This is a genomic window from Vibrio sp. Vb1166, assembly GCF_033338695.1.
In the GTDB taxonomy this organism is placed as follows: Bacteria; Pseudomonadota; Gammaproteobacteria; order Enterobacterales; family Vibrionaceae; genus Vibrio; species Vibrio alginolyticus.
The window spans coordinates 40,814-59,982 of the sequence record NZ_JAWOTE010000024.1 but is presented as its reverse complement, the minus strand read 5'-3'; the positions used below and the strand labels follow the sequence as shown (position 1 = coordinate 59,982).

Annotated in this window: 20 protein-coding genes; 15 read left to right on the top strand and 5 right to left on the bottom strand. The window is 45.7% G+C overall.

Annotation, left to right across the window (positions count from 1 at the left end):
* Positions 1–231: 231 nt before the first annotated feature.
* From nrdR to pgpA, 8 genes are all read left to right on the top strand, one after another.
* Positions 232–681, top strand: a complete 450-nt coding sequence (nrdR, locus tag R7E51_RS19430) for a transcriptional regulator NrdR (protein ID WP_005381578.1) — start codon at positions 232–234, stop codon at positions 679–681.
* A 7-nt stretch (positions 682–688) separates the two neighbouring features.
* Complete coding sequence (ribD, locus tag R7E51_RS19425) at positions 689–1,816, top strand: bifunctional diaminohydroxyphosphoribosylaminopyrimidine deaminase/5-amino-6-(5-phosphoribosylamino)uracil reductase RibD (RefSeq protein ID WP_158157276.1); 1,128 nt, start codon at positions 689–691, stop codon at positions 1,814–1,816.
* 8 nt (positions 1,817–1,824) lie between these two features.
* On the top strand, positions 1,825–2,478 hold the full coding sequence (locus tag R7E51_RS19420; protein ID WP_005383626.1) for a riboflavin synthase: 654 nt from the start codon (positions 1,825–1,827) through the stop codon (positions 2,476–2,478).
* Between the two features lie 173 nt (positions 2,479–2,651).
* Positions 2,652–3,761 (top strand): bifunctional 3,4-dihydroxy-2-butanone-4-phosphate synthase/GTP cyclohydrolase II, encoded by a 1,110-nt coding sequence (gene ribBA, locus R7E51_RS19415; RefSeq protein WP_005381573.1) that lies wholly within the window; start codon positions 2,652–2,654, stop codon positions 3,759–3,761.
* 169 nt (positions 3,762–3,930) lie between these two features.
* Positions 3,931–4,401, top strand: coding sequence for a 6,7-dimethyl-8-ribityllumazine synthase (ribH, locus tag R7E51_RS19410; RefSeq protein WP_005381572.1), 471 nt, complete (start codon positions 3,931–3,933; stop codon positions 4,399–4,401).
* Positions 4,401–4,868: a transcription antitermination factor NusB gene (gene nusB, locus R7E51_RS19405; RefSeq protein ID WP_005381571.1), complete on the top strand. Its 468-nt coding sequence runs from the start codon at positions 4,401–4,403 to the stop codon at positions 4,866–4,868. The genes ribH and nusB overlap by 1 nt, the downstream gene beginning before the upstream one ends.
* Before the next feature lie 78 nt (positions 4,869–4,946).
* The gene (gene thiL, locus R7E51_RS19400; RefSeq protein ID WP_167415050.1) at positions 4,947–5,912 is read left to right on the top strand and encodes a thiamine-phosphate kinase; all 966 of its coding nucleotides are present in this window, start codon (positions 4,947–4,949) and stop codon (positions 5,910–5,912) included.
* A 91-nt stretch (positions 5,913–6,003) separates the two neighbouring features.
* The gene (gene pgpA, locus R7E51_RS19395) at positions 6,004–6,510 is read left to right on the top strand and encodes a phosphatidylglycerophosphatase A (protein ID WP_031780838.1); all 507 of its coding nucleotides are present in this window, start codon (positions 6,004–6,006) and stop codon (positions 6,508–6,510) included.
* Positions 6,511–6,556: 46 nt separating this feature from the next.
* On the opposite strand, the gene dxs is transcribed toward pgpA, so the two are convergent.
* The 3 genes from dxs to xseB are packed head-to-tail and all read right to left on the bottom strand — an operon-like array spanning position 6,557 to position 9,591.
* Positions 6,557–8,422 (bottom strand): 1-deoxy-D-xylulose-5-phosphate synthase, encoded by a 1,866-nt coding sequence (gene dxs, locus R7E51_RS19390; protein WP_206958413.1) that lies wholly within the window; start codon positions 8,420–8,422, stop codon positions 6,557–6,559.
* A gap of 20 nt (positions 8,423–8,442) precedes the next feature.
* Positions 8,443–9,327, bottom strand: a complete 885-nt coding sequence (ispA, locus tag R7E51_RS19385; protein WP_017635683.1) for a (2E,6E)-farnesyl diphosphate synthase — start codon at positions 9,325–9,327, stop codon at positions 8,443–8,445.
* 21 nt (positions 9,328–9,348) lie between these two features.
* Positions 9,349–9,591, bottom strand: a complete 243-nt coding sequence (xseB, locus tag R7E51_RS19380; protein WP_017635682.1) for an exodeoxyribonuclease VII small subunit — start codon at positions 9,589–9,591, stop codon at positions 9,349–9,351.
* Between the two features lie 263 nt (positions 9,592–9,854).
* Here xseB and pomA point away from each other — a divergent pair, with 263 nt between their 5' ends.
* From pomA to rlmM, 7 genes are all read left to right on the top strand, one after another.
* On the top strand, positions 9,855–10,616 hold the full coding sequence (gene pomA / locus R7E51_RS19375; protein ID WP_005381564.1) for a flagellar motor protein PomA: 762 nt from the start codon (positions 9,855–9,857) through the stop codon (positions 10,614–10,616).
* Positions 10,617–10,630: 14 nt separating this feature from the next.
* On the top strand, positions 10,631–11,566 hold the full coding sequence (locus tag R7E51_RS19370) for a flagellar motor protein MotB (RefSeq protein WP_206958415.1): 936 nt from the start codon (positions 10,631–10,633) through the stop codon (positions 11,564–11,566).
* 211 nt (positions 11,567–11,777) lie between these two features.
* Positions 11,778–13,226 (top strand): tRNA uracil 4-sulfurtransferase ThiI, encoded by a 1,449-nt coding sequence (thiI, locus tag R7E51_RS19365; protein ID WP_042521212.1) that lies wholly within the window; start codon positions 11,778–11,780, stop codon positions 13,224–13,226.
* Positions 13,227–13,737: 511 nt separating this feature from the next.
* On the top strand, positions 13,738–14,658 hold the full coding sequence (locus R7E51_RS19360) for a transcriptional regulator GcvA (RefSeq protein WP_005383616.1): 921 nt from the start codon (positions 13,738–13,740) through the stop codon (positions 14,656–14,658).
* A complete protein-coding gene (locus R7E51_RS19355; RefSeq protein WP_005383614.1) occupies positions 14,639–15,262 on the top strand; it encodes an alpha/beta fold hydrolase in 624 nt (207 codons plus the stop codon). Before R7E51_RS19360 ends, R7E51_RS19355 begins: the two co-directional genes overlap by 20 nt.
* Positions 15,252–15,650 carry a DUF423 domain-containing protein gene (locus R7E51_RS19350; protein WP_042521214.1) on the top strand — a complete coding sequence of 133 codons (399 nt, stop codon included), beginning with the start codon at positions 15,252–15,254 and terminating at the stop codon, positions 15,648–15,650. Before R7E51_RS19355 ends, R7E51_RS19350 begins: the two co-directional genes overlap by 11 nt.
* Positions 15,647–16,738 (top strand): 23S rRNA (cytidine(2498)-2'-O)-methyltransferase RlmM, encoded by a 1,092-nt coding sequence (gene rlmM, locus R7E51_RS19345; protein ID WP_017820611.1) that lies wholly within the window; start codon positions 15,647–15,649, stop codon positions 16,736–16,738. The genes R7E51_RS19350 and rlmM overlap by 4 nt, the downstream gene beginning before the upstream one ends.
* 109 nt (positions 16,739–16,847) lie before the next feature.
* Here rlmM and xni read toward each other — a convergent pair whose 3' ends face one another.
* Both xni and ppnN read right to left on the bottom strand, forming a co-directional pair.
* Positions 16,848–17,630 carry a flap endonuclease Xni gene (gene xni, locus R7E51_RS19340; protein WP_025768895.1) on the bottom strand — a complete coding sequence of 261 codons (783 nt, stop codon included), beginning with the start codon at positions 17,628–17,630 and terminating at the stop codon, positions 16,848–16,850.
* Positions 17,631–17,688: 58 nt separating this feature from the next.
* On the bottom strand, positions 17,689–19,065 hold the full coding sequence (gene ppnN, locus R7E51_RS19335) for a nucleotide 5'-monophosphate nucleosidase PpnN (protein WP_047102074.1): 1,377 nt from the start codon (positions 19,063–19,065) through the stop codon (positions 17,689–17,691).
* Positions 19,066–19,169 lie beyond the last annotated feature (104 nt).

Below are 19,169 nucleotides of genomic sequence, written 5' to 3'. Positions count from 1 at the left end.
TTGGCGCTGGACTAAACAAAGGCCCCCTTTTAGGGGGCTCACACAAAGCCACCTTCTTTAGAAGGTGGTAATTTACTTTGTCTAACATACCAATTCCGCTACACTACATGAGCTTTTATTTCGGTTTGAAAGCGTTATACCCAAATAGCTTTAATAGAGTCCGTATAACCATGAACGCGTGGTTATCCGTGATTGCTCATGAGGTTATTTTGGTATAGATATGGAGGTGATATGCATTGTCCTTTTTGTTCCGAGAACGATACCAAAGTTATTGATTCCCGCTTAGTGGCTGATGGCCATCAAGTTCGACGTCGCCGTCAGTGCTTGGCGTGTAGCGAGCGTTTCACTACGTTTGAAAGCGCAGAGTTAGTGATGCCTAAAGTGATCAAATCGAATGGCAACCGTGAACCATTTGATGAAGATAAAATGGTTGGCGGTATTCAACGCGCTTTAGAGAAACGCCCAGTGAGTGCCGATTCTATAGAGTTAGCGATCAGTATGATCAAATCACAACTGCGTGCGACGGGTGAGCGAGAGGTTCCGAGTGAAATGATTGGTAATTTAGTCATGGACCAGCTCAAAGAGCTCGATAAGGTGGCTTACATTCGTTTCGCTTCCGTTTACCGCAGCTTTGAAGATATTCGCGAGTTTGGCGAAGAGATTGCCCGCCTAGAAGACTGAGTAGCTCATGACTCAACACACTCCTGAAAGAGCGTTTTCTGATTTAGATTTCGCCATGATGTCACGAGCTATTAAGTTAGCGAAACGTGGCATTTACACCACCGCCCCTAATCCAAATGTAGGGTGTGTCATCGTTCGTGATGAAGAAATTGTCGGTGAAGGCTATCACCATCGTGCTGGTGAGCCGCATGCCGAAGTGCACGCGATGCGCATGGCGGGTGAAAAAGCGGTTGGTGCAACCGCTTATGTGACGCTAGAACCTTGCTCTCATTACGGCCGTACACCGCCATGTGCCGAAGGGCTGATTAAAGCCAAAGTGGCACGTGTGGTTTGCGCCATGGTAGACCCAAATCCGAAAGTTGCAGGTCGCGGCATCCAGATGTTGCGTGATGCCGGAGTTGAAGTACAAATCGGCTTGTTAGAGCAAGATGCCCTTGCCCTTAACCCTGGTTTTATAAAGTACATGCGTACAGGCATGCCGTTTGTTCAATTAAAAATGGCAGCCAGTTTGGATGGGCAAAGCGCACTCAGTAATGGTCAGAGCCAATGGATCACCTCCCCAGCGGCCCGCCAAGATGTGCAGCGTTATCGAGCGATAAGTGGTGGCATTCTTTCTACTAGCAAAACGGTGATTGATGATAATGCATCACTCAATGTGCGCTGGGATGACTTACCTAATAGTGTTCAAGCGCAGTATTTACAAGAAGAGCTTCGTCAACCAGTACGTGTAATCTTAGACCGTCAGAACCATTTAACTGATGCGCTCAAGCTGTTCCATACCGATGGAGAACGAGTTATTGTTCGCTCTGATGGAGACTGTATCCCTCTATTGGACAGCGCTGACCAAATTGACTTATCAACGACATTAAAACGTATCTCGGATGAGCACCACATCAATCACTTATGGGTTGAAGCTGGAGCTACGCTAGCGAGTGCGATGATAAAGGCTAATCTTGTAGATGAGCTCATTGTTTACCTTGCGCCAAAACTCATGGGCAGCGATGGTCGGGGGCTTATCGGTGCTTTAGGGTTAAGCGCTATGGCTGACGTCATAGATTTAAACATTACAGACGTTCGTATGGTTGGGGTAGACATTCGCATCACCGCCACCATAAAACGTAATGAAATTAGATAAGAAATAGTATGTTTACAGGAATAGTAGAAGCAGTGGGCAAGTTAGCTGCGATTACGCCGAAGGGCGAAGACATCACCGTCACGGTTGAAACGGGTACGCTTGATATGTCAGACGTTAAGTTAGGCGATAGCATTGCGACCAATGGTGTTTGCTTAACGGTAGTTGACTTCGGAAGCCACTATTACAGTGCTGATCTGTCATTAGAAACCTTGAAGAAAACTGGGTTTGCTGATTACCAAGTAGGCGATAAGGTGAATCTAGAAAAAGCCATGTTGCCAACAACGCGATTGGGTGGACATATCGTTTCTGGCCATGTCGATGGGGTTGGTGAAATTGTCGAACGCAATTCAGTTGGCCGTGCGATAGAGTTTTGGGTTGCAATGCCTGCGGAAATTAGCAAGTACGTTGCAGAGAAAGGCTCGATTACTGTTGATGGTATTAGCCTAACCGTCAACGACTTACGTAAAAATGCTTTTAAGCTGACGATCGTTCCTCATACGAGTGAAGAAACTACGATTGACCAGTTTCAAGTGGGGCGCAAAGTCAACTTAGAAGTTGATGTACTTGCGCGTTATATGGAGCGTTTACTGCAAGGACAACAAGAAGATAAGGCCGAGTCTCGTATCACGATGGACTTTTTACAGCAAAACGGTTTTGCATAAGTCTTGGGAGTGGCTGCGTGAGGCATGCGATAAAGAGCAGACTCACAGAACACCGCGAGATTCATTGACTTGCTTAATGCAAAGCTCAAACTATTGACCTAACTAGCATTCACTGCAACGTAATTTTTCATTGCTGTCGCAATAACAAATTTAGAATAACGGGATAACAGACTATGCCAATCAGTACGCCACAAGAAATTATTGATGATATTCGCGCAGGCAAAATGGTCATCCTAATGGATGATGAAGACCGCGAGAATGAAGGTGACTTGATCATGGCTGCCGAGCATATTACGCCGGAAGCCATCAACTTTATGGCAACCTATGGCCGTGGCCTGATTTGTTTAACCATGACCAAAGATCGTTGCGAAAGCCTAGGTCTGCCACCAATGGTGCAAGACAATAATGCGCAATACACCACCAACTTTACTGTTTCGATTGAGGCAGCAGAAGGGGTAACGACTGGTATTTCAGCCGCAGATCGCGCACGTACCGTTCAAGCAGCAGTCGCGCCAAACGCTAAAGCTGCGGATTTGGTGCAGCCTGGTCACATCTTCCCTCTCGCAGCTCAAGACGGCGGTGTACTGACTCGCGCAGGTCACACTGAAGCTGGCTGTGATTTGGCTCGTCTTGCTGGTTTAGAGCCAGCATCGGTGATTGTTGAGATCTTAAATGACGACGGCACCATGGCTCGTCGCCCAGATCTAGAGATCTTTGCAGAGAAGCACGGTATTAAATTGGGCACTATTGCCGACCTAATTGAGTACCGCAATAACACTGAGACAACGATTGAACGTGTGGCAGAGTGCAAGCTACCGACAGAGTTTGGCGAGTTCACGTTAGTCACTTACAAAGACACCATTGATAACCAAGTGCACTACGCAATGTGCAAGGGCGATTTGAAAGAAAAAGCGCCACTGGTTCGCGTTCATCTTCAAGACGTTTTTACCGACTTACTACGTAGCGATCGTAATGCAGAGCGCAGCTGGACACTAGATAAGGCAATGAAACGCATTGGTGAAGAAGGCGGTGTGCTGGTTGTTCTTGGCCATGAAGAATCGACCGATCTACTTATTCATCGCGTGAAGATGTTCGAAGCGCAAGACAAAGGTGAAGCCCCAACGCTTGCTAAAAAACAAGGCACGTCTCGCCGTGTTGGCGTTGGTTCACAGATTCTTGCGGATCTCGGTGTACATGATATGCGCCTTCTGTCATCGACCAACAAAAAGTACCACGCGTTAGGTGGTTTTGGTCTGAACGTTGTTGAGTACGTCTGCGAGTAACAACCGAACAATAAGTTCCTAGTCTTTGACGTGCTTAACTCGTCAATGGCTAGGAACCGGTGATTTGCCTCCAATTTCCATTAGATATTGCTCACAAATTTGTGCTAGAATCCGGCGATTCTCACTTGATGAACATATTTCACTTATAAATAGAGTTAAAGGAAAGCTTATGAAAGTGATCGAGGGTGGCTTCCCAGCGCCAAATGCAAAAATTGCTATCGTTATTTCTCGTTTCAACAGTTTTATTAACGAAAGCCTACTTTCTGGTGCGATCGATACACTAAAGCGTCACGGACAAGTAAGCGAAGACAACATCACGGTTGTGCGTTGTCCAGGTGCCGTAGAACTACCTCTAGTAGCTCAGCGTGTTGCTAAAACTGGCAAATTCGACGCTATTGTTTCTCTAGGGTCTGTTATTCGCGGTGGAACGCCTCACTTTGACTATGTTTGTAGTGAAATGAACAAAGGTCTAGCACAAGTGTCTATGGAATTCAGCATTCCAGTAGCATTTGGTGTTTTGACTGTTGATACGATCGATCAAGCGATTGAACGCGCAGGAACCAAGGCTGGTAATAAAGGTGCAGAGGCTGCACTAAGCGCACTTGAAATGATTAATGTACTATCTGAAATTGATTCCTAATGGGGGCCAGTGTGAAACCAGCCGCACGTCGTAACGCACGTCAATTCGCTCTACAGGCGATCTACTCATGGCAAATTACTAAAGAGAATGTTGCCAAGATTGAAGAACAGTTTTTGTCTGGCGACAAATACGATGAAGAAGAACTTCATGCATCTGAGCCAGCGCTTGCTGCTCCAGAGACAGACGTAGCTTACTTCCGTGAACTATTAAGCGGTGTTGTACTTAGCCACGCTGAGCTAGATAGCAAAATTCGTCCATACATCTCTCGTCCTATGCAGGATTTAGATATGATGGAACTTGCTCTTCTTCGCCTTGCTATGTACGAGATGACTCGTCGCGAAGATGTTCCTTACAAAGTTGTTATCAATGAAGCGATTGAACTTGCAAAAGTTTTCGCAGCAGAAGATAGCCACAAGTTTGTGAATGGTGTACTTGATAAAGCAGCACCTCACATTCGTAAGAAATAACGATTTCTTCAATGAAAAGGTCAGCACATGCTGACCTTTTTTGTATCAAAAGCTTTTACATCAAAAAGTAAGTGAATTATGTCTGGTGAATTTAATCTGATAGACAAGTACTTCGTCGGTCGTCAGAGCCAACGTAAAGATGTCCATCTAGCCGCTGGTGATGATTGTGCTTTGGTCAAAGCGCCAGCTAATGTTCAGATTGCGATTAGCACGGATACATTGGTAGCTGGAACGCATTTCTTAGCCGACGCGAACCCAGCATGGGTCGCACACAAAGCATTGGCTTCTAACATCAGTGATTTGGCAGCGATGGGAGCAACGCCTGCATGGGTGAGCTTTGCATTAACGATGCCCGAGCCAGATGAAGAATGGCTTGCACCTTTCTGTGATGCATTTTTCGAACTGGCTGATTACTATGGTATTCAGTTAATAGGCGGTGATACCACCAAAGGGCCATTGTGTCTGACACTCACGGTGCAAGGTTTTGTACCTGAAGGTAAAGCTCTCACACGTTCCGGCGCAAAGCCTGGGGATTGGGTATATGTAACGGGAAACCTTGGCGATGCAAAAGCTGGCTTGGATGTGATTCTAGATGACTCTCTGCGAAGCAGAGCCGGCGCGGAAGCACTAGAGCGAGCTCATTACCTTAGTTCTCCGCGTGTGCTTGCTGGACAAGCTCTTGTTGGCTTAGCCTCGTCGGCGATAGATATTTCAGATGGTTTAATCTCTGATATTAAGCACATTTTACAGCGATCTCAGGTTGGGGTGAGTATTGATGTCTCTCAGCTACCGATCTCTTCAGAATTAGTCCAGTTTTTAGATGATAAGATCAGCGCGCAGCAGTATGCTTTAGCAAGTGGCGAAGAATACGAGTTGTGTTTTACCGTGCCGGAGCAAAATCGAGGCTCGTTACAAAGCGCTTTATCTCATACTGGCTGTAAGGTCACATGTATTGGTCAAATCCGACCAAATGGAACCTTCGAGCTGCATGATAACAATCAACCACTTGATTGGGACTTAAGTGGCTTCGACCACTTTAAATGATCTAAGCTAAGCTCTAGCCAAGAGCCTGTTACTATTGAGCAACTCACAGGCATGACGATTGAAACCAAACTAGCAGTATAGGTTTAAGGATATGACCAACCCTCTTTCTCTGATTTCATTAAAGAACCCGTGGCATCTATTGGCGACGGGTTTTGGCAGTGGATTATCCCCGTTTATCCCTGGAACAATGGGCACACTGGCGGCCGTGCCTTTCTTTTTGTTGTTGGCACAATTACCATTTACGGCGTATGTCATTGTTGTTCTGATTTCGTGTGTGATCGGCATTCAAATATGCCAAGTGACGTCTGCAGACATGAAGGTGCATGATCATGGTTCAATCGTATGGGATGAGTTTGCAGGCTTTTGGATTACGATGAGCATTGTACCTGCACTGAATATTCCACTCACTGAATGGAAGTGGTTGATCACTGGCTTCATCTTATTTCGTTTTTTCGATATGGTAAAACCTTGGCCAATTGGGTGGCTAGACAAGCGAGTTCACGGTGGGCTGGGTATTATGGTTGATGATATCGTGGCGGGAGTTATGGCCGGTGTTGCCCTGTTTCTAGTCGCAAAATATGCGGGCTGGATGAACTAAACACTGAACGTAAAAAAGGGATGCTATGAACATCCCTTTTTACATTCTATTTTGCTAAATAATCCAAGATGGACTTTTCAATTCCTTTTGCATCGAGACCAAGCTCTTCATGCAGTTCATCTTGTGTTCCCTGATGAATAAACTCATCTGGTAAACCTAGGTTCAACACAGGTTTAATGATTTTATCTTTCATCATGAACTCAACGACACCAGCGCCAGCACCACCCGCGATAACATTTTCTTCTAACGTCACGAGCACGTCATGATCTGCGGCTAGTTGACGAATCAATGCCTCATCGAGCGGCTTCACAAAGCGCATATCAGCAACAGTGGCGTTAAGGTATTCTGCCGCTTCTAGCGCGTTGCCCAAGAAAGTACCAAAGTTCAGAATAGCAACTTTTTCACCTTGGCGAACCATGCGCCCTTTACCGATTTCTAACGCCGTAAACTCAGTTTCGATTTCTACGCCCATGCCGCTACCACGAGGGTATCGAACCGCACTCGGGCCAGAATGCTTATGGCCAGTGTAAAGCATTTGTCGGCACTCGTTTTCGTCGCTTGGCGCCATGATCACCATGTTCGGAATACAGCGCATAAAGCTCAAATCGAACGCACCTTGGTGAGTTTGACCATCTGCGCCAACGAGACCTGCGCGGTCGATCGCAAACATCACTGGTAAGTCCATGATCGCGATGTCGTGGATCAATTGGTCATAACCACGTTGCAAGAAAGTCGAATAGATAGCAACGATTGGATGATCGCCCGCAATTGCCATGCCTGTTGCCAGTGTCACCGCGTGCTGCTCAGCAATCGCCACATCAAAGTATTGGTCTGGGTACTCTTTTGAGAAACGCACCATACCTGATCCTTCGCGCATTGCTGGCGTAATTGCCATTAGCTTAGGATCTTGGGCCGCCATGTCACATAAAAAGTCACCAAAGATCTTTGAGTAAGTTGGCTTACCGCCACTGCTTTTCGGTAGACAGTTATGCGTTGGATCGAATTTAGGAACACCATGGTAGCCGATAGGATCTTTCTCGGCAGGCTCATAACCTTTGCCTTTCTTGGTCATGATGTGTAAGAACTGAGGACCTTTGAGCTCACGCATGTTTTTTAGCGTTTTGACGAGTTCATTGACGTCGTGCCCATCAATCGGGCCAATGTAATTAAAGCCGAATTCTTCGAATAGAGTACCAGGCACTACCATGCCTTTTAGGTGCTCTTCCGTACGGCGAACCAACTCTTTAATAGGTGGAACACCAGACAGCACTTTCTTGCCGCCTTCACGGATAGAAGTGTATAAGCTACCAGAAAGTACCTTTGCAAGGTGGTTATTCAGGGCGCCGACGTTTTCTGAAATCGACATTTCGTTGTCGTTCAAAATCACCAACATATCAGGATGAACGTCGCCAGCGTGGTTCATGGCTTCGAATGCCATGCCTGCTGTAATTGCGCCATCGCCAATCACACTGACAATTTTACGGCCTTTGCCTTCTTTTTGTGCGCTGATGGCCAAGCCAAGACCTGCACTGATAGATGTCGAAGAGTGACCGACAGACAACGTGTCATATTCACTTTCTTCACGCCAGGGGAAAGGGTGTAGACCATCCTTTTGGCGAATTGTTGGCATTTTATCGCGACGTCCGGTGAGGATTTTGTGCGGGTAAGCCTGATGACCAACATCCCAAATCAATTTGTCGATAGGGGTGTTGTAAACATAATGCAGAGCGACAGTTAGCTCTACGGTGCCTAAGCCAGACGCTAAGTGTCCGCTAGATTGGCTCACTGAATTTAGCAGATACGTTCGCAGTTCATCACACAGATTTGGTAATGTTTCTTTCGGAAGAAGACGTAATTCTTCCGGTGTATTTGCTAACGCCAGTGTTGGGTACTTTGAAATATCAAGAGTCATATAAATGCGCGCTTATAGTGTTAATTTTTGCGCTCGATGACATATCGGGCGAACTCTTCGAGTAACTGAGTATTGTATGGGATAGCTTCCAATGCTTGAAGTGCTTCCTGTAACAGAGTGTGAGCTTTCTCTATGGCTCCCTCTAAACCCAGCAGGGAAGGATAAGTGCTCTTATTCAGACCTTGGTCGGAACCTTGAGGCTTACCCAGTGTTTCTGTGTCACTGATGATATCAAGAATATCGTCTTGAACCTGAAACGCCAAACCAATTGCTTTTGAGTAGCGCTCCAATTGAGGTAGAACCTCGATACCTTTCTCACCAGCAGCTAATGCACCTAATTTTACCGCACAATCAATCAGAGCTCCGGTTTTTTTACGGTGTATCTCTTCCATTTCTTCAAGAGAAACTTGGCGATTTTCCGCGCCTAAATCTAAGGCTTGCCCTACACACATGCCGCTGGCACCAGAGGAATGCGCTAAGGCTTTGATCATGCTGATGCGTTGAGCTTCAGCCGCCGGGCTTAATTGACCATCAGCAATAATAGTGAAGGCAAGAGTTTGTAGTGCGTCACCTGTCAGTATTGCGGTTGCTTCATCAAACTTAATATGACAAGTTGGTTGACCTCGACGCAGTTCATCATCGTCCATGGCTGGCAGATCATCATGAATGAGTGAGTAGGCATGTATACATTCGATAGCAGCGGCGGGGGTGTCTAAGTCTTCAGGTTTACAGCCGAGCATTTGACCTGTGATGTAAACAAGAAAAGGGCGAACGCGTTTTCCACCTAGCAAAAGGCCGTATTTCATTGCTTGAATCAATGGCTGCTCTTGATATGGAAGCTGATCGAGCCACAAATTCAATTGCTGATTGTTTCTTTGTTGAAAAGACGTCAATGTCTGTTGCATCACATTGCTCACTACTGATTGTTATTCTGAATCTGGTTTGAAGTCACTCAGTGGTGCTTCATCATCTTCATTAAGAAGAATGCTCACGCGCTGTTCGGCGTCGCTTAATTTAGTTTGGCCTGCACGAGCTAAGGCAATGCCTCGTTCAAACTTACGCAGGGCATCATCTAGAGCAAGATCGCCATTTTCTAATTGATCAACCAAGCTATCAAGCTCTTCAATGGTTGCTTCAAAGGTCATGTTTTCTGGTTTCTTGACCGCCATCTTTTTTCTGCCTTAATCAAGCCTCGGGTAAGATGCACGAAAGTTACCTTAGCCTAGTAACTTGGTCAAATTTAACCTTATATAATTGTCACAAAATTAGCGTTCAACGAGTCTAAGCGGTGAAACCCCATATTTTGGTTGAGGTTGTTAGGTGTAATTTGTGATCCATTAGCTAAGATTTTTCTAAAAATTCTGCGCGAGTTGTCGATACAGGTAATAATCCGCCCAATGGCAGTATTTGAGTATAGCGTGAGGAGTGCTTTGTGGATTTAGCAACCCTATTAGGTTTGATTGGTGGTTTTGCATTCGTCATTATGGCGATGGTGCTTGGTGGCAGCATCGGCATGTTTGTCGATGTCACGTCGATCCTTATTGTCGTTGGTGGCTCAATATTCGTCGTGTTGATGAAGTTCACAATGGGACAGTTTTTTGGTGCGACAAAGATTGCAGGCAAAGCTTTCATGTTTAAAGCGGATGAACCCGAAGACCTGATCGCAAAAATTGTGGAAATGGCCGATGCGGCGCGTAAAGGTGGTTTTCTTGCTCTTGAAGAGATGGAAATAAACAACACATTCATGCAGAAAGGCATTGATCTACTGGTTGATGGCCATGATGCCGACGTTGTGAGAGCGGCACTCAAAAAAGACATCGCGCTTACAGATGAACGACATACGCAAGGTACTGGTGTATTTCGCGCCTTTGGCGACGTTGCTCCTGCAATGGGAATGATTGGCACCTTGGTTGGTCTTGTTGCGATGCTTTCAAACATGGATGACCCTAAAGCGATTGGACCAGCAATGGCCGTTGCACTCTTGACCACATTGTATGGCGCGATCCTGTCCAATATGGTGTTTTTCCCTATTGCGGATAAGCTTTCTCTTCGCCGTGACCAAGAAACGCTAAATCGCCGTTTGATCATGGATGGCGTATTAGCGATTCAAGATGGCCAAAACCCGCGAGTGATCGATAGTTACTTGAAGAACTACCTCAATGAAGGTAAACGTGCCCTTGAGATTGACGAGTAACTTGGAGAGTCGTGATGGATGATGAAGATAACAAATGCGATTGTCCGCCACCTGGCCTCCCGTTATGGATGGGGACATTCGCAGATTTGATGTCGCTACTGATGTGTTTCTTTGTTCTTCTGCTCTCGTTTTCTGAGATGGATGTACTGAAGTTCAAACAAATTGCAGGATCAATGAAATTTGCCTTCGGTGTGCAAAATCAGCTTGAAGTGAAAGACATTCCCAAAGGCACTAGCATTATTGCCCAAGAGTTTCGACCGGGTCGGCCGGAACCAACTCCGATTGATGTCATCATGCAGCAAACCATGGACATCACTCAGCAGACGCTCGAATTTCATGAAGGGGAGTCTGATCGAGCTGGTGGCACAAAACGTGATGAAGGCAAGTTAACGGGTGGGCAATCGCCAGAAACGTCAACTCAAAACAATGAATCTGCCGAAGCGGACATGCAACAACAGCAATCTAAAGAGATGGAAACCTTGATGGAAAGCATCAAGAAAGCCTTAGAGCGAGAGATTGAACAAGGCGCCATTGAAGTTGAAAACCTCGGTCAGCAGATTGTTATACGTATGCGTGAAAAAGGTGCATTCCCAGAAGGTTCGGCCTTCTTGCAGCCTAAGTTTCGTCCTTTAGTTCGTCAGATTGCAGAGCTAGTAAAAGACGTGCCAGGCATTGTGCGAGTATCTGGCCATACAGACAATCGACCGCTAGACTCGGAACTTTATCGTTCTAACTGGGATCTCTCTTCTCAGCGTGCAGTATCAGTCGCGCAAGAGATGGAGAAAGTGAGAGGCTTCTCTCATCAACGTTTAAGAGTACGAGGCATGGCGGATACGGAACCCTTGTTACCGAATGATTCTGATGACAATCGCGCGCTTAACCGACGGGTTGAAATCAGCATTATGCAAGGCGAGCCTCTCTACAGTGAAGAAGTGCCGGTAATTCAATAACTAGGCTTTAGTTTTAAGTCAGTAAAGAGATAAGAAAGCGAGCAGATTGCTCGCTTTTTTTGTTTTTCCAATCCGCTTGGGTGTATAATCTTGCGCCTTAAAAGTGAGCTCAGACTACTTTTTGTGACTGAAACGCGGTTTTACTGCGTATGAAGTATTGAAGTTGAGTGTCACTCTTTGTTGATTGCGAAACTAACCTGCGAATTAGACTATGAAATTTATTGTAAAGCCCCATCCAGAAATTTTTGTAAAAAGTGAATCTGTGCGTAAGCGCTTCACAAAGATTTTAGAGTGCAACATTCGTAACATCATTAAGAGCCGCACGGAGTCTGTCGCGGTATTTAACCGTCGTGATCACATTGAAGTGACCTCTGAGAGTAACGAATTCCACGCTGAAGTTCTTGAGGTTTTGACTCATACACCAGGCATTCACCACGTACTGGAAGTGAAGCAAACTGAATTTAAAGACTTGCACGATATCTTCGAGCAAGTACTAGAACTCAACCGTGCTGCACTCGAAAATAAAACCTTTGTTGTACGTGCGAAGCGTCGTGGCAAGCATGACTTTACCTCTATTGAACTAGAGCGTTATGTAGGCGGTGGTTTAAATCAAGCGATTGAAAGCGCTAGTGTTAAGCTACGAAACCCAGACGTGACGATCAAGGTAGAAGTCTCGAACGACAAGCTAAACCAAGTATTGTCTCGTCATAAAGGCCTAGGTGGTTTCCCACTGGGTACGCAAGAAGACGTGTTAAGCCTGATCTCGGGTGGTTTCGACTCTGGTGTTTCAAGCTATCTTCATATCAAGCGTGGTTCAAAAGTACATTACTGCTTCTTTAACTTAGGTGGTCCAGCACACGAAATCGGCGTTAAGCAGGTTTCTCACTACCTATGGAACAAATACGGTTCTTCAGCAAAAGTACGTTTTATCTCAGTTGATTTCGAGCCTGTGGTTGCGGAAATCCTAGAGAAAGTCGATGACGGCCAAATGGGCGTGATCTTGAAGCGTATGTTTATGCGTGCAGCAGGCATGATCGCTCAGAAGATGAAGATCGAAGCATTGGTAACAGGTGAAGCGCTAGGTCAAGTATCGAGCCAAACGCTAACCAATCTACGCCACATCGATAACGTAACTGACACGCTGATTCTGCGTCCACTTATCAACTGGGATAAAGAAGACATCATCAATCTAGCACGTGAAATCGGCACAGAAGATTTCGCGAAGACAATGCCAGAATACTGTGGTGTTATCTCTAAGAAGCCAACCGTGAAAGCGGTGAAAGGCAAGCTAGAAGCTGAAGAAGAGAAATTCGACTTTAGTATCCTTGAGCAAGTGGTTCAAGAAGCTCGCATGATGGACATTCGTGATATTGCGAAAGAGTCTGAGCAAGCCGCACCAGAAGTAGAGCAAGTTCAAGCGATAGAAGAGCACGCGGTTGTGCTAGATATTCGTAGTCCTGAAGAGGAAGACGATAACCCACTTGAAATCGAAGGTGTGGATGTGAAACATATCCCTTTCTACAAGCTGGGTACACAGTTTGGTGACTTAGACCAGTCTAAGACATACCTACTTTACTGTGACCGCGGTGTGATGAGCCGTCTGCAAGCGCTTTACTTGCAAGAGCAAGGCTTCAGCAACGTAAAAGTTTACCGTCCATAGCTGACTGTTAAAATACGTTAAAAGGCGCAAATTGAGACATCAATTTGCGCCTTTTTTGTTTTTGATCGCGTTACAGACAACCATTACTTAGCATAATGTTGAGGCTTATCGCAAAGCCATACACTTTGTGTTGATATAACGATAATTAATCCGAAAGAAGAGTAATAAAGTGATATTGCTGCCAGATATGCGGATGAGATTTTTGATAGATAAAAAAAACACCGCCTAATTTAGGCGGTGTAACAAATTTGACAGACAGGTCAAAAATAAATACAGGAAGTATATGTTTTGTCACAGGGAGTGTGGACAAAACATTATGGTAGAAATCTACCTAACTCGAAATACGAGTTTGCAAACACAACATCGCAACAACGAAGCCAATTGATTTCCAAAGAAATCAAGCCGTTCAGGCCCGTGTTGCGGGGTGAAATATAGAATTTATCTGGCTGTTCGACAACGGACATTTTATAATGTTTCAGATTAAAAAAACTAATCCTATTAGAGGTCCCATATGTCTCGCAGATTGCCTCCATTAAATTCGCTTCGAGTCTTCGAAGCGGCTGCTCGTCATCTCAGTTTTACACGAGCAGCAGAAGAGTTATTTGTTACTCAAGCCGCGGTCAGTCACCAGATTAAAGCGCTTGAAGAGTTCTTATCATTGAAGCTCTTCCGTCGACGTAATCGTTCTTTGTTGTTAACAGAAGAAGGCCAAAGTTACTTTCTCGATATCAAAGATATTTTCACCTCGATTGCGGAAGCGACAGATAAGGTGTTGGAACGTAGCGAAAAAGGGGCATTGACGATTAGCCTACCGCCGAGTTTTGCTATCCAATGGCTTGTACCTCGTTTGGCCGATTTTAATGCTCAAGAGCCCGATATCGATGTTCGTATTAAAGCCGTAGATATGGATGAAGGCTCACTGACTGATGATGTTGATGTGGCGATCTACTATGGCCGTGGGAACTGGCCAGGTTTGCGAGCAGATAAATTGTACCAAGAGTTTTTGATCCCACTTTGTTCACCTTCATTACTTTTGGGTAACAAACCATTAGAATCTTTAAGTGACCTCAAATTACATACTTTGTTACACGATACTTCGCGTAAAGACTGGAAGCAGTTTGCTCGTCATTACAACATTGAAGGCATCAACGTAAACCACGGTCCTATTTTTAGTCACTCAACGATGGTGCTACAGGCTGCTGCGCACGGTCAGGGGGTCGCGCTCGGTAACAACGTACTCGCCAAACCTGAAATGGAAGCCGGACGACTCATTGCACCATTCGACGAGGTGTTGATATCTAAGAATGCATTCTATGTGGTGTGTCATGAACAGCAGGCAGATATGGGCCGAATCGCAACGTTTAGAGACTGGATGTTAGCAACCGCGAGAAAAGAACAAGAGGAAGTATTGGATGAATCACTGGATAGCTGAGGGACCTGAAAACGGACCGCTGTTTATTTTTGCTCACGGCGCAGGTGCGGGGATGGAGCATGACTTCATGACAGCTGTCGCCAAAGGATTAGTGGAGCAAGGTATTCGTGTAGTGCGTTTTAATTTCCCTTACATGGTGAAACGTTCGGAAGATGGCAAAAAGCGTCCGCCCGATCGCGCGCCAAAGTTGCTCGAAGCATACAGCGAAGTGATCGCTCACTTTACTTCTTCTCCCGTGGTTATTGGTGGTAAGTCAATGGGCGGTCGTATGTCGAGCTTGTTGGCTGAAAATGAGCTGGTGGCGGGCATTGCCTGTTTAGGGTTTCCATTTCACCCGCCGGGAAAGCCAGAGAAATACAAAGGCGAACACTTAGCAACCATTGAGAAACCTACGCTGATTCTGCAAGGGGAACGAGACACCTTTGGTAAGCGTGAGGAATTCGATGATTTCGTCCTTTCGTCACAAGTAACGGTGAGCTTTTTACCTGATGGTGACCACAGCTTCAAACCGCGCAAGATCTCAGGTCATACTGAAGTGGGTAACATTGCACTCGCGATAGAGCAGTTAGCGGCGTTTATAAAAGAGGTGTACAGTGAAAAGTAAGTGGTTACTCTCATTCTCTGCTCTGTCTGGGCTGATTTCGGTCGCTCTTGGAGCATTTGCTGCTCATGGGCTAAAAGCGACACTGGCCCCTTATTTGCTCGGTGTATTTGAGACCGGAGTTCTGTATCAATTTATTCACACGTTGGCGATTGTGTTTTGTGCCATTCTGCTTCTGCTCAATTTGGGACAAAAAGCACAAAAATATTTTTTCATTGCGGCGATTTGCTTTATTATCGGCATCTTTTGTTTTAGCGGCAGTCTTTACGCGCTGGCGCTGACGGGCATTAAGTGGTTTGGGCCAATTACTCCTGTGGGAGGATTACTGTTCATGATTGGTTGGTGTCTGTTCTTTTTTGCTGCGTTCAATATCAAAGAGGTCTCCAAGTGAAACAACTAATGCTCTATTGCCGTTCTGGCTTTGAGAAAGAGTGTGCTGGTGAAATTCAGGACAAAGCGACACAGTTGGAAGTGTATGGCTTCCCTCGTGTGAAGAGAAACTCAGGTTATGTTGTCTTCGAGTGTTACCAAGATGGAGATGCCGACAAACTTGCGAGAGGTTTAGACTTTAAGTCTTTAATTTTTGCTCGACAAATGTTTGCGGTAGCAGCTGAGTTTCAATCGTTGCCAAGTGATGACCGCATTAGTCCAATTTTGAATGAACTAGCAGACATTGAAGCATTCCCTCGTTGTGGTGATTTGAGAATTGAAACGCCAGATACAAATGAAGCGAAAGAGCTACTGAAATTCTGCCGTAAGTTTACCGTCCCAATGCGTCAAGCGTTGCGCGGCAAAGGCTTAATGCTGAACAAAGATAACGCGAAAAAACCAGTACTGCACATTTGCTTTGTTGAGCCTGGCCACTGTTACGTTGGTTACTCTTACACTGACAACAACTCACAGTTCTTCATGGGTATCCCTCGCCTTAAATTCCCAGCAGACGCTCCAAGTCGTTCAACACTTAAACTGGAAGAAGCATTTCATGTCTTTATTCCACGTGAAGAGTGGGATGAGCGTTTGGCACCAGGTATGTGGGGTGTGGATTTAGGTGCATGTCCAGGCGGTTGGACGTACCAATTAGTGAAGCGCTCAATGTTCGTTCACTGCGTAGATAACGGCATGATGGCAGACAGTTTGATGGAAACTGGCCAGATCAAGCACCATATGGTGGATGGTTTTAAGTTCGAACCAGACCGCAAGAACGTAACATGGATTGTTTGTGACATGGTGGAAAAGCCAGCTCGTGTTGCTCACCTGATGGGACAGTGGCTGTTAAAAGGTTGGGCAAAAGAGGCCATCTTTAACCTTAAGCTGCCAATGAAAGGGCGTTATGACGAAGTGCTGCAAGACCTTGAAAATCTGAAGCAGTTCCTCATTGATAATAAGGTAAAGTTCAAGCTACAAGCTAAACATTTGTATCATGATCGTGAAGAGATCACGATTCATATCCAATGTCTGTCGAATATTTCACCTTACTAACTTTATTCCCCGAGTCTTTTGGGAATAGTGATTAGAATAGAAAAAGCGCCTTCAAATGGCGCTTTTTTAATATCTGCCGGATTTCATGGTGTGAAACTTCCATCGGGCACTACTTCGCTTTGTTTGGCCCTAAAAAGCGAATATCTTGCAAGTTAAAGCCTAGTTCGATATCGCACTTTAAAGCGGCGACGCGTTTACATAAACGAGCAGACTCAATGTGCTCGTCCAATTTTTTACGGTATTTCGGTACGAGGTCTTCACTAGCGTAGGCAGCTTCAATACTCTCAAACTGAGTGAGAATCTCTTTCGCTGCTTTCGGGCCAATTCCAGGTACGCCCGGAACCTGGCTAGAGCTTATCCCTGTCAATCCCCAGTAGTCCGCTAGTTGATTTGGTTTTACGCCGAACTCTTTTTCGATAAATGGTTCATCTAACCAACGGTGTTGGAAATAATCACGGATTTGTAGGGTAGGGGAAAGTAGCTGGCAGTAACCTTTGTCTGTGGAAACGATGGTGACTTTTTCACCATGGCTGGCCACTTTCGTTGCGAGTGTAGCAACCAAATCATCTGCTTCATCGCCTTCAGAAAGCAATGAATCAATACCTTGCTCCCACCACGCTTGTTGAATCGCATCTAACCCTTGCAGTAGTGGCTGAGGCATTGGCTTTCGGTTTTGCTTATAGTCAGGGAGAATTTCAGCGCGCCAACCTCTGTCTTGTTCGTGGTGATCAAAAACTGCGATGATGTGTGTCGGGTTGGCCTCTGACAGAATGCGAGTGAGGGTTCTTTGCGTTGTGGTTATGGTTCTTGCTATGTCGGTTGGATCTGGTTGTGCTGAGTGCACTCGGCGGATCAGGTTTAGGGCATCAATGATAACAAGATGAATAGACATAATGACTTAGCAATAAAAAAGGGGCGTAATGCCCCTAGTGTAACGAATGCTAGCCTGACTATCGACCACCAATTTCCGGGTGAGCGATTCGATAACACGGTTCGTAGTCTGAACCGCCAGGTAATTTCATTCGGTGCTGTTCGACAAAGTCTTTTAGCAACTTATCGAGTTTTTTCATGAGGACTGCGTCGCCATGAATGGTGAAAGGCCCTCTACGTTCTATTTCTCGAATGCCTTCAGCCTTTACGTTACCTGCCACTATGCCAGAGAAGGCTTGACGCAAGTTGGCCGCTAAAACTTGCGGTTCTTGATCTAGGCTTAAATCCAATTGTTCCATCGACTCATGAGTAGGCTCGAATGGTAGTTGGAAGTTTGGCTCAATTTTCAATGACCAGTTAAAGCTGTACGCATCGCCTTTCTCTTTTCGGTGAAGGCGTACCGAGTCCATGGAGCGTTTCATAATACGAGCGACTTCTGCCGGGTTGTCAATGATGATCTCGTAGTGCTTTTGCCCTTCCTCACCAAGTGTGTCGCGAATGAACTCATCAATAGAGCGGAAGTACTCTTCACTCTCTTTTGGTCCTGTTAATACGATAGGCATTGGCTGATCGGCGTTATCCGGGTGCATCATGATGCCAAGAATGTACAGTAGCTCTTCCGCTGTGCCCGGGCCTCCTGGGAAAATAACGATACCATGAGCCATACGGACGAAAGCTTCCAAGCGCTTTTCGATGTCGGGCATGATGACCAGTTCATTTACTATTGGGTTTGGTGGCTCGGCAGCAATAATCGAGGGTTCGGTTAAACCAAGATAACGTTGCTGAGTATAACGTTGCTTTGCGTGCCCAATTGCTGCACCTTTCATCGGCCCTTCCATTGCACCAGGGCCGCAACCTGTGCAGATGTTAAGTTCACGCAGGCCCAGTTCGTTACCCACTTCACGTGTGTACTGATACTCCACTCCATTGATAGAGTGACCACCCCAACATACGACAAGATTCGGTGCGATACCTGGAGTTAATGCTCTGGCATTACGAAGAATGCCGAATACGAGGTTCGTAATGTGAATTGGGTTAGTAAGGTTGAGCCGCTGGGCGTCTGCCAAATGCATGTTTACGTAAACGATATCACGCAATACGGAGAACAGATGCTCTTGGATACCTTTAATTATTTCGCCGTCAACAAAAGCGTGCTCTGGCGGATTAGTCAGCTCAAGCTTAATACCACGCTCACGACGCACGACGTTGACATCAAACGATTGGTATTTATCGAGCAGTTCTTTCGAGTTATCGGTATGGCTACCGGAGTTCAACACCGCTAATGTGCAATTACGGTACAGCTGATAAAGTTCACTCGAGGCTGTGTTCTTTAAGCGCTCTACTTCTAGTTGAGATAGCAAGTCCATGCTACCAGCGGGGCTTATATGGGTAATCATAACGCCTCCTTGTGTTGCATTAATTTGAGGGAAAGTACCAACTTACCTTTTTGGTGTTATACGTATGGTTTGATGAAAGGTAGTTGGCCGATTTGGTTTTATGG

Bases quoted from the DNA above. Each gene is read 5' to 3' on its own strand.
- R7E51_RS19370 (WP_206958415.1), top strand. From the start codon at position 10,631: ATGGATGATGAAGATAACAAATGCGATTGTCCGCCACCTGGCCTCCCG.
- dxs (WP_206958413.1), bottom strand. From the start codon at position 8,422: ATGACTCTTGATATTTCAAAGTACCCAACACTGGCGTTAGCAAATACA.
- nusB (WP_005381571.1), top strand. From the start codon at position 4,401: ATGGGGGCCAGTGTGAAACCAGCCGCACGTCGTAACGCACGTCAATTC.
- ribH (WP_005381572.1), top strand. From the start codon at position 3,931: ATGAAAGTGATCGAGGGTGGCTTCCCAGCGCCAAATGCAAAAATTGCT.
- xseB (WP_017635682.1), bottom strand. From the start codon at position 9,591: ATGGCGGTCAAGAAACCAGAAAACATGACCTTTGAAGCAACCATTGAA.
- ispA (WP_017635683.1), bottom strand. From the start codon at position 9,327: ATGCAACAGACATTGACGTCTTTTCAACAAAGAAACAATCAGCAATTG.
- R7E51_RS19420 (WP_005383626.1), top strand. From the start codon at position 1,825: ATGTTTACAGGAATAGTAGAAGCAGTGGGCAAGTTAGCTGCGATTACG.
- ppnN (WP_047102074.1), bottom strand. From the start codon at position 19,065: ATGATTACCCATATAAGCCCCGCTGGTAGCATGGACTTGCTATCTCAA.
- ribD (WP_158157276.1), top strand. From the start codon at position 689: ATGACTCAACACACTCCTGAAAGAGCGTTTTCTGATTTAGATTTCGCC.
- R7E51_RS19355 (WP_005383614.1), top strand. From the start codon at position 14,639: ATGAATCACTGGATAGCTGAGGGACCTGAAAACGGACCGCTGTTTATT.
- nrdR (WP_005381578.1), top strand. From the start codon at position 232: ATGCATTGTCCTTTTTGTTCCGAGAACGATACCAAAGTTATTGATTCC.
- thiI (WP_042521212.1), top strand. From the start codon at position 11,778: ATGAAATTTATTGTAAAGCCCCATCCAGAAATTTTTGTAAAAAGTGAA.
- ribBA (WP_005381573.1), top strand. From the start codon at position 2,652: ATGCCAATCAGTACGCCACAAGAAATTATTGATGATATTCGCGCAGGC.
- R7E51_RS19360 (WP_005383616.1), top strand. From the start codon at position 13,738: ATGTCTCGCAGATTGCCTCCATTAAATTCGCTTCGAGTCTTCGAAGCG.
- pgpA (WP_031780838.1), top strand. From the start codon at position 6,004: ATGACCAACCCTCTTTCTCTGATTTCATTAAAGAACCCGTGGCATCTA.
- xni (WP_025768895.1), bottom strand. From the start codon at position 17,630: ATGTCTATTCATCTTGTTATCATTGATGCCCTAAACCTGATCCGCCGA.
- thiL (WP_167415050.1), top strand. From the start codon at position 4,947: ATGTCTGGTGAATTTAATCTGATAGACAAGTACTTCGTCGGTCGTCAG.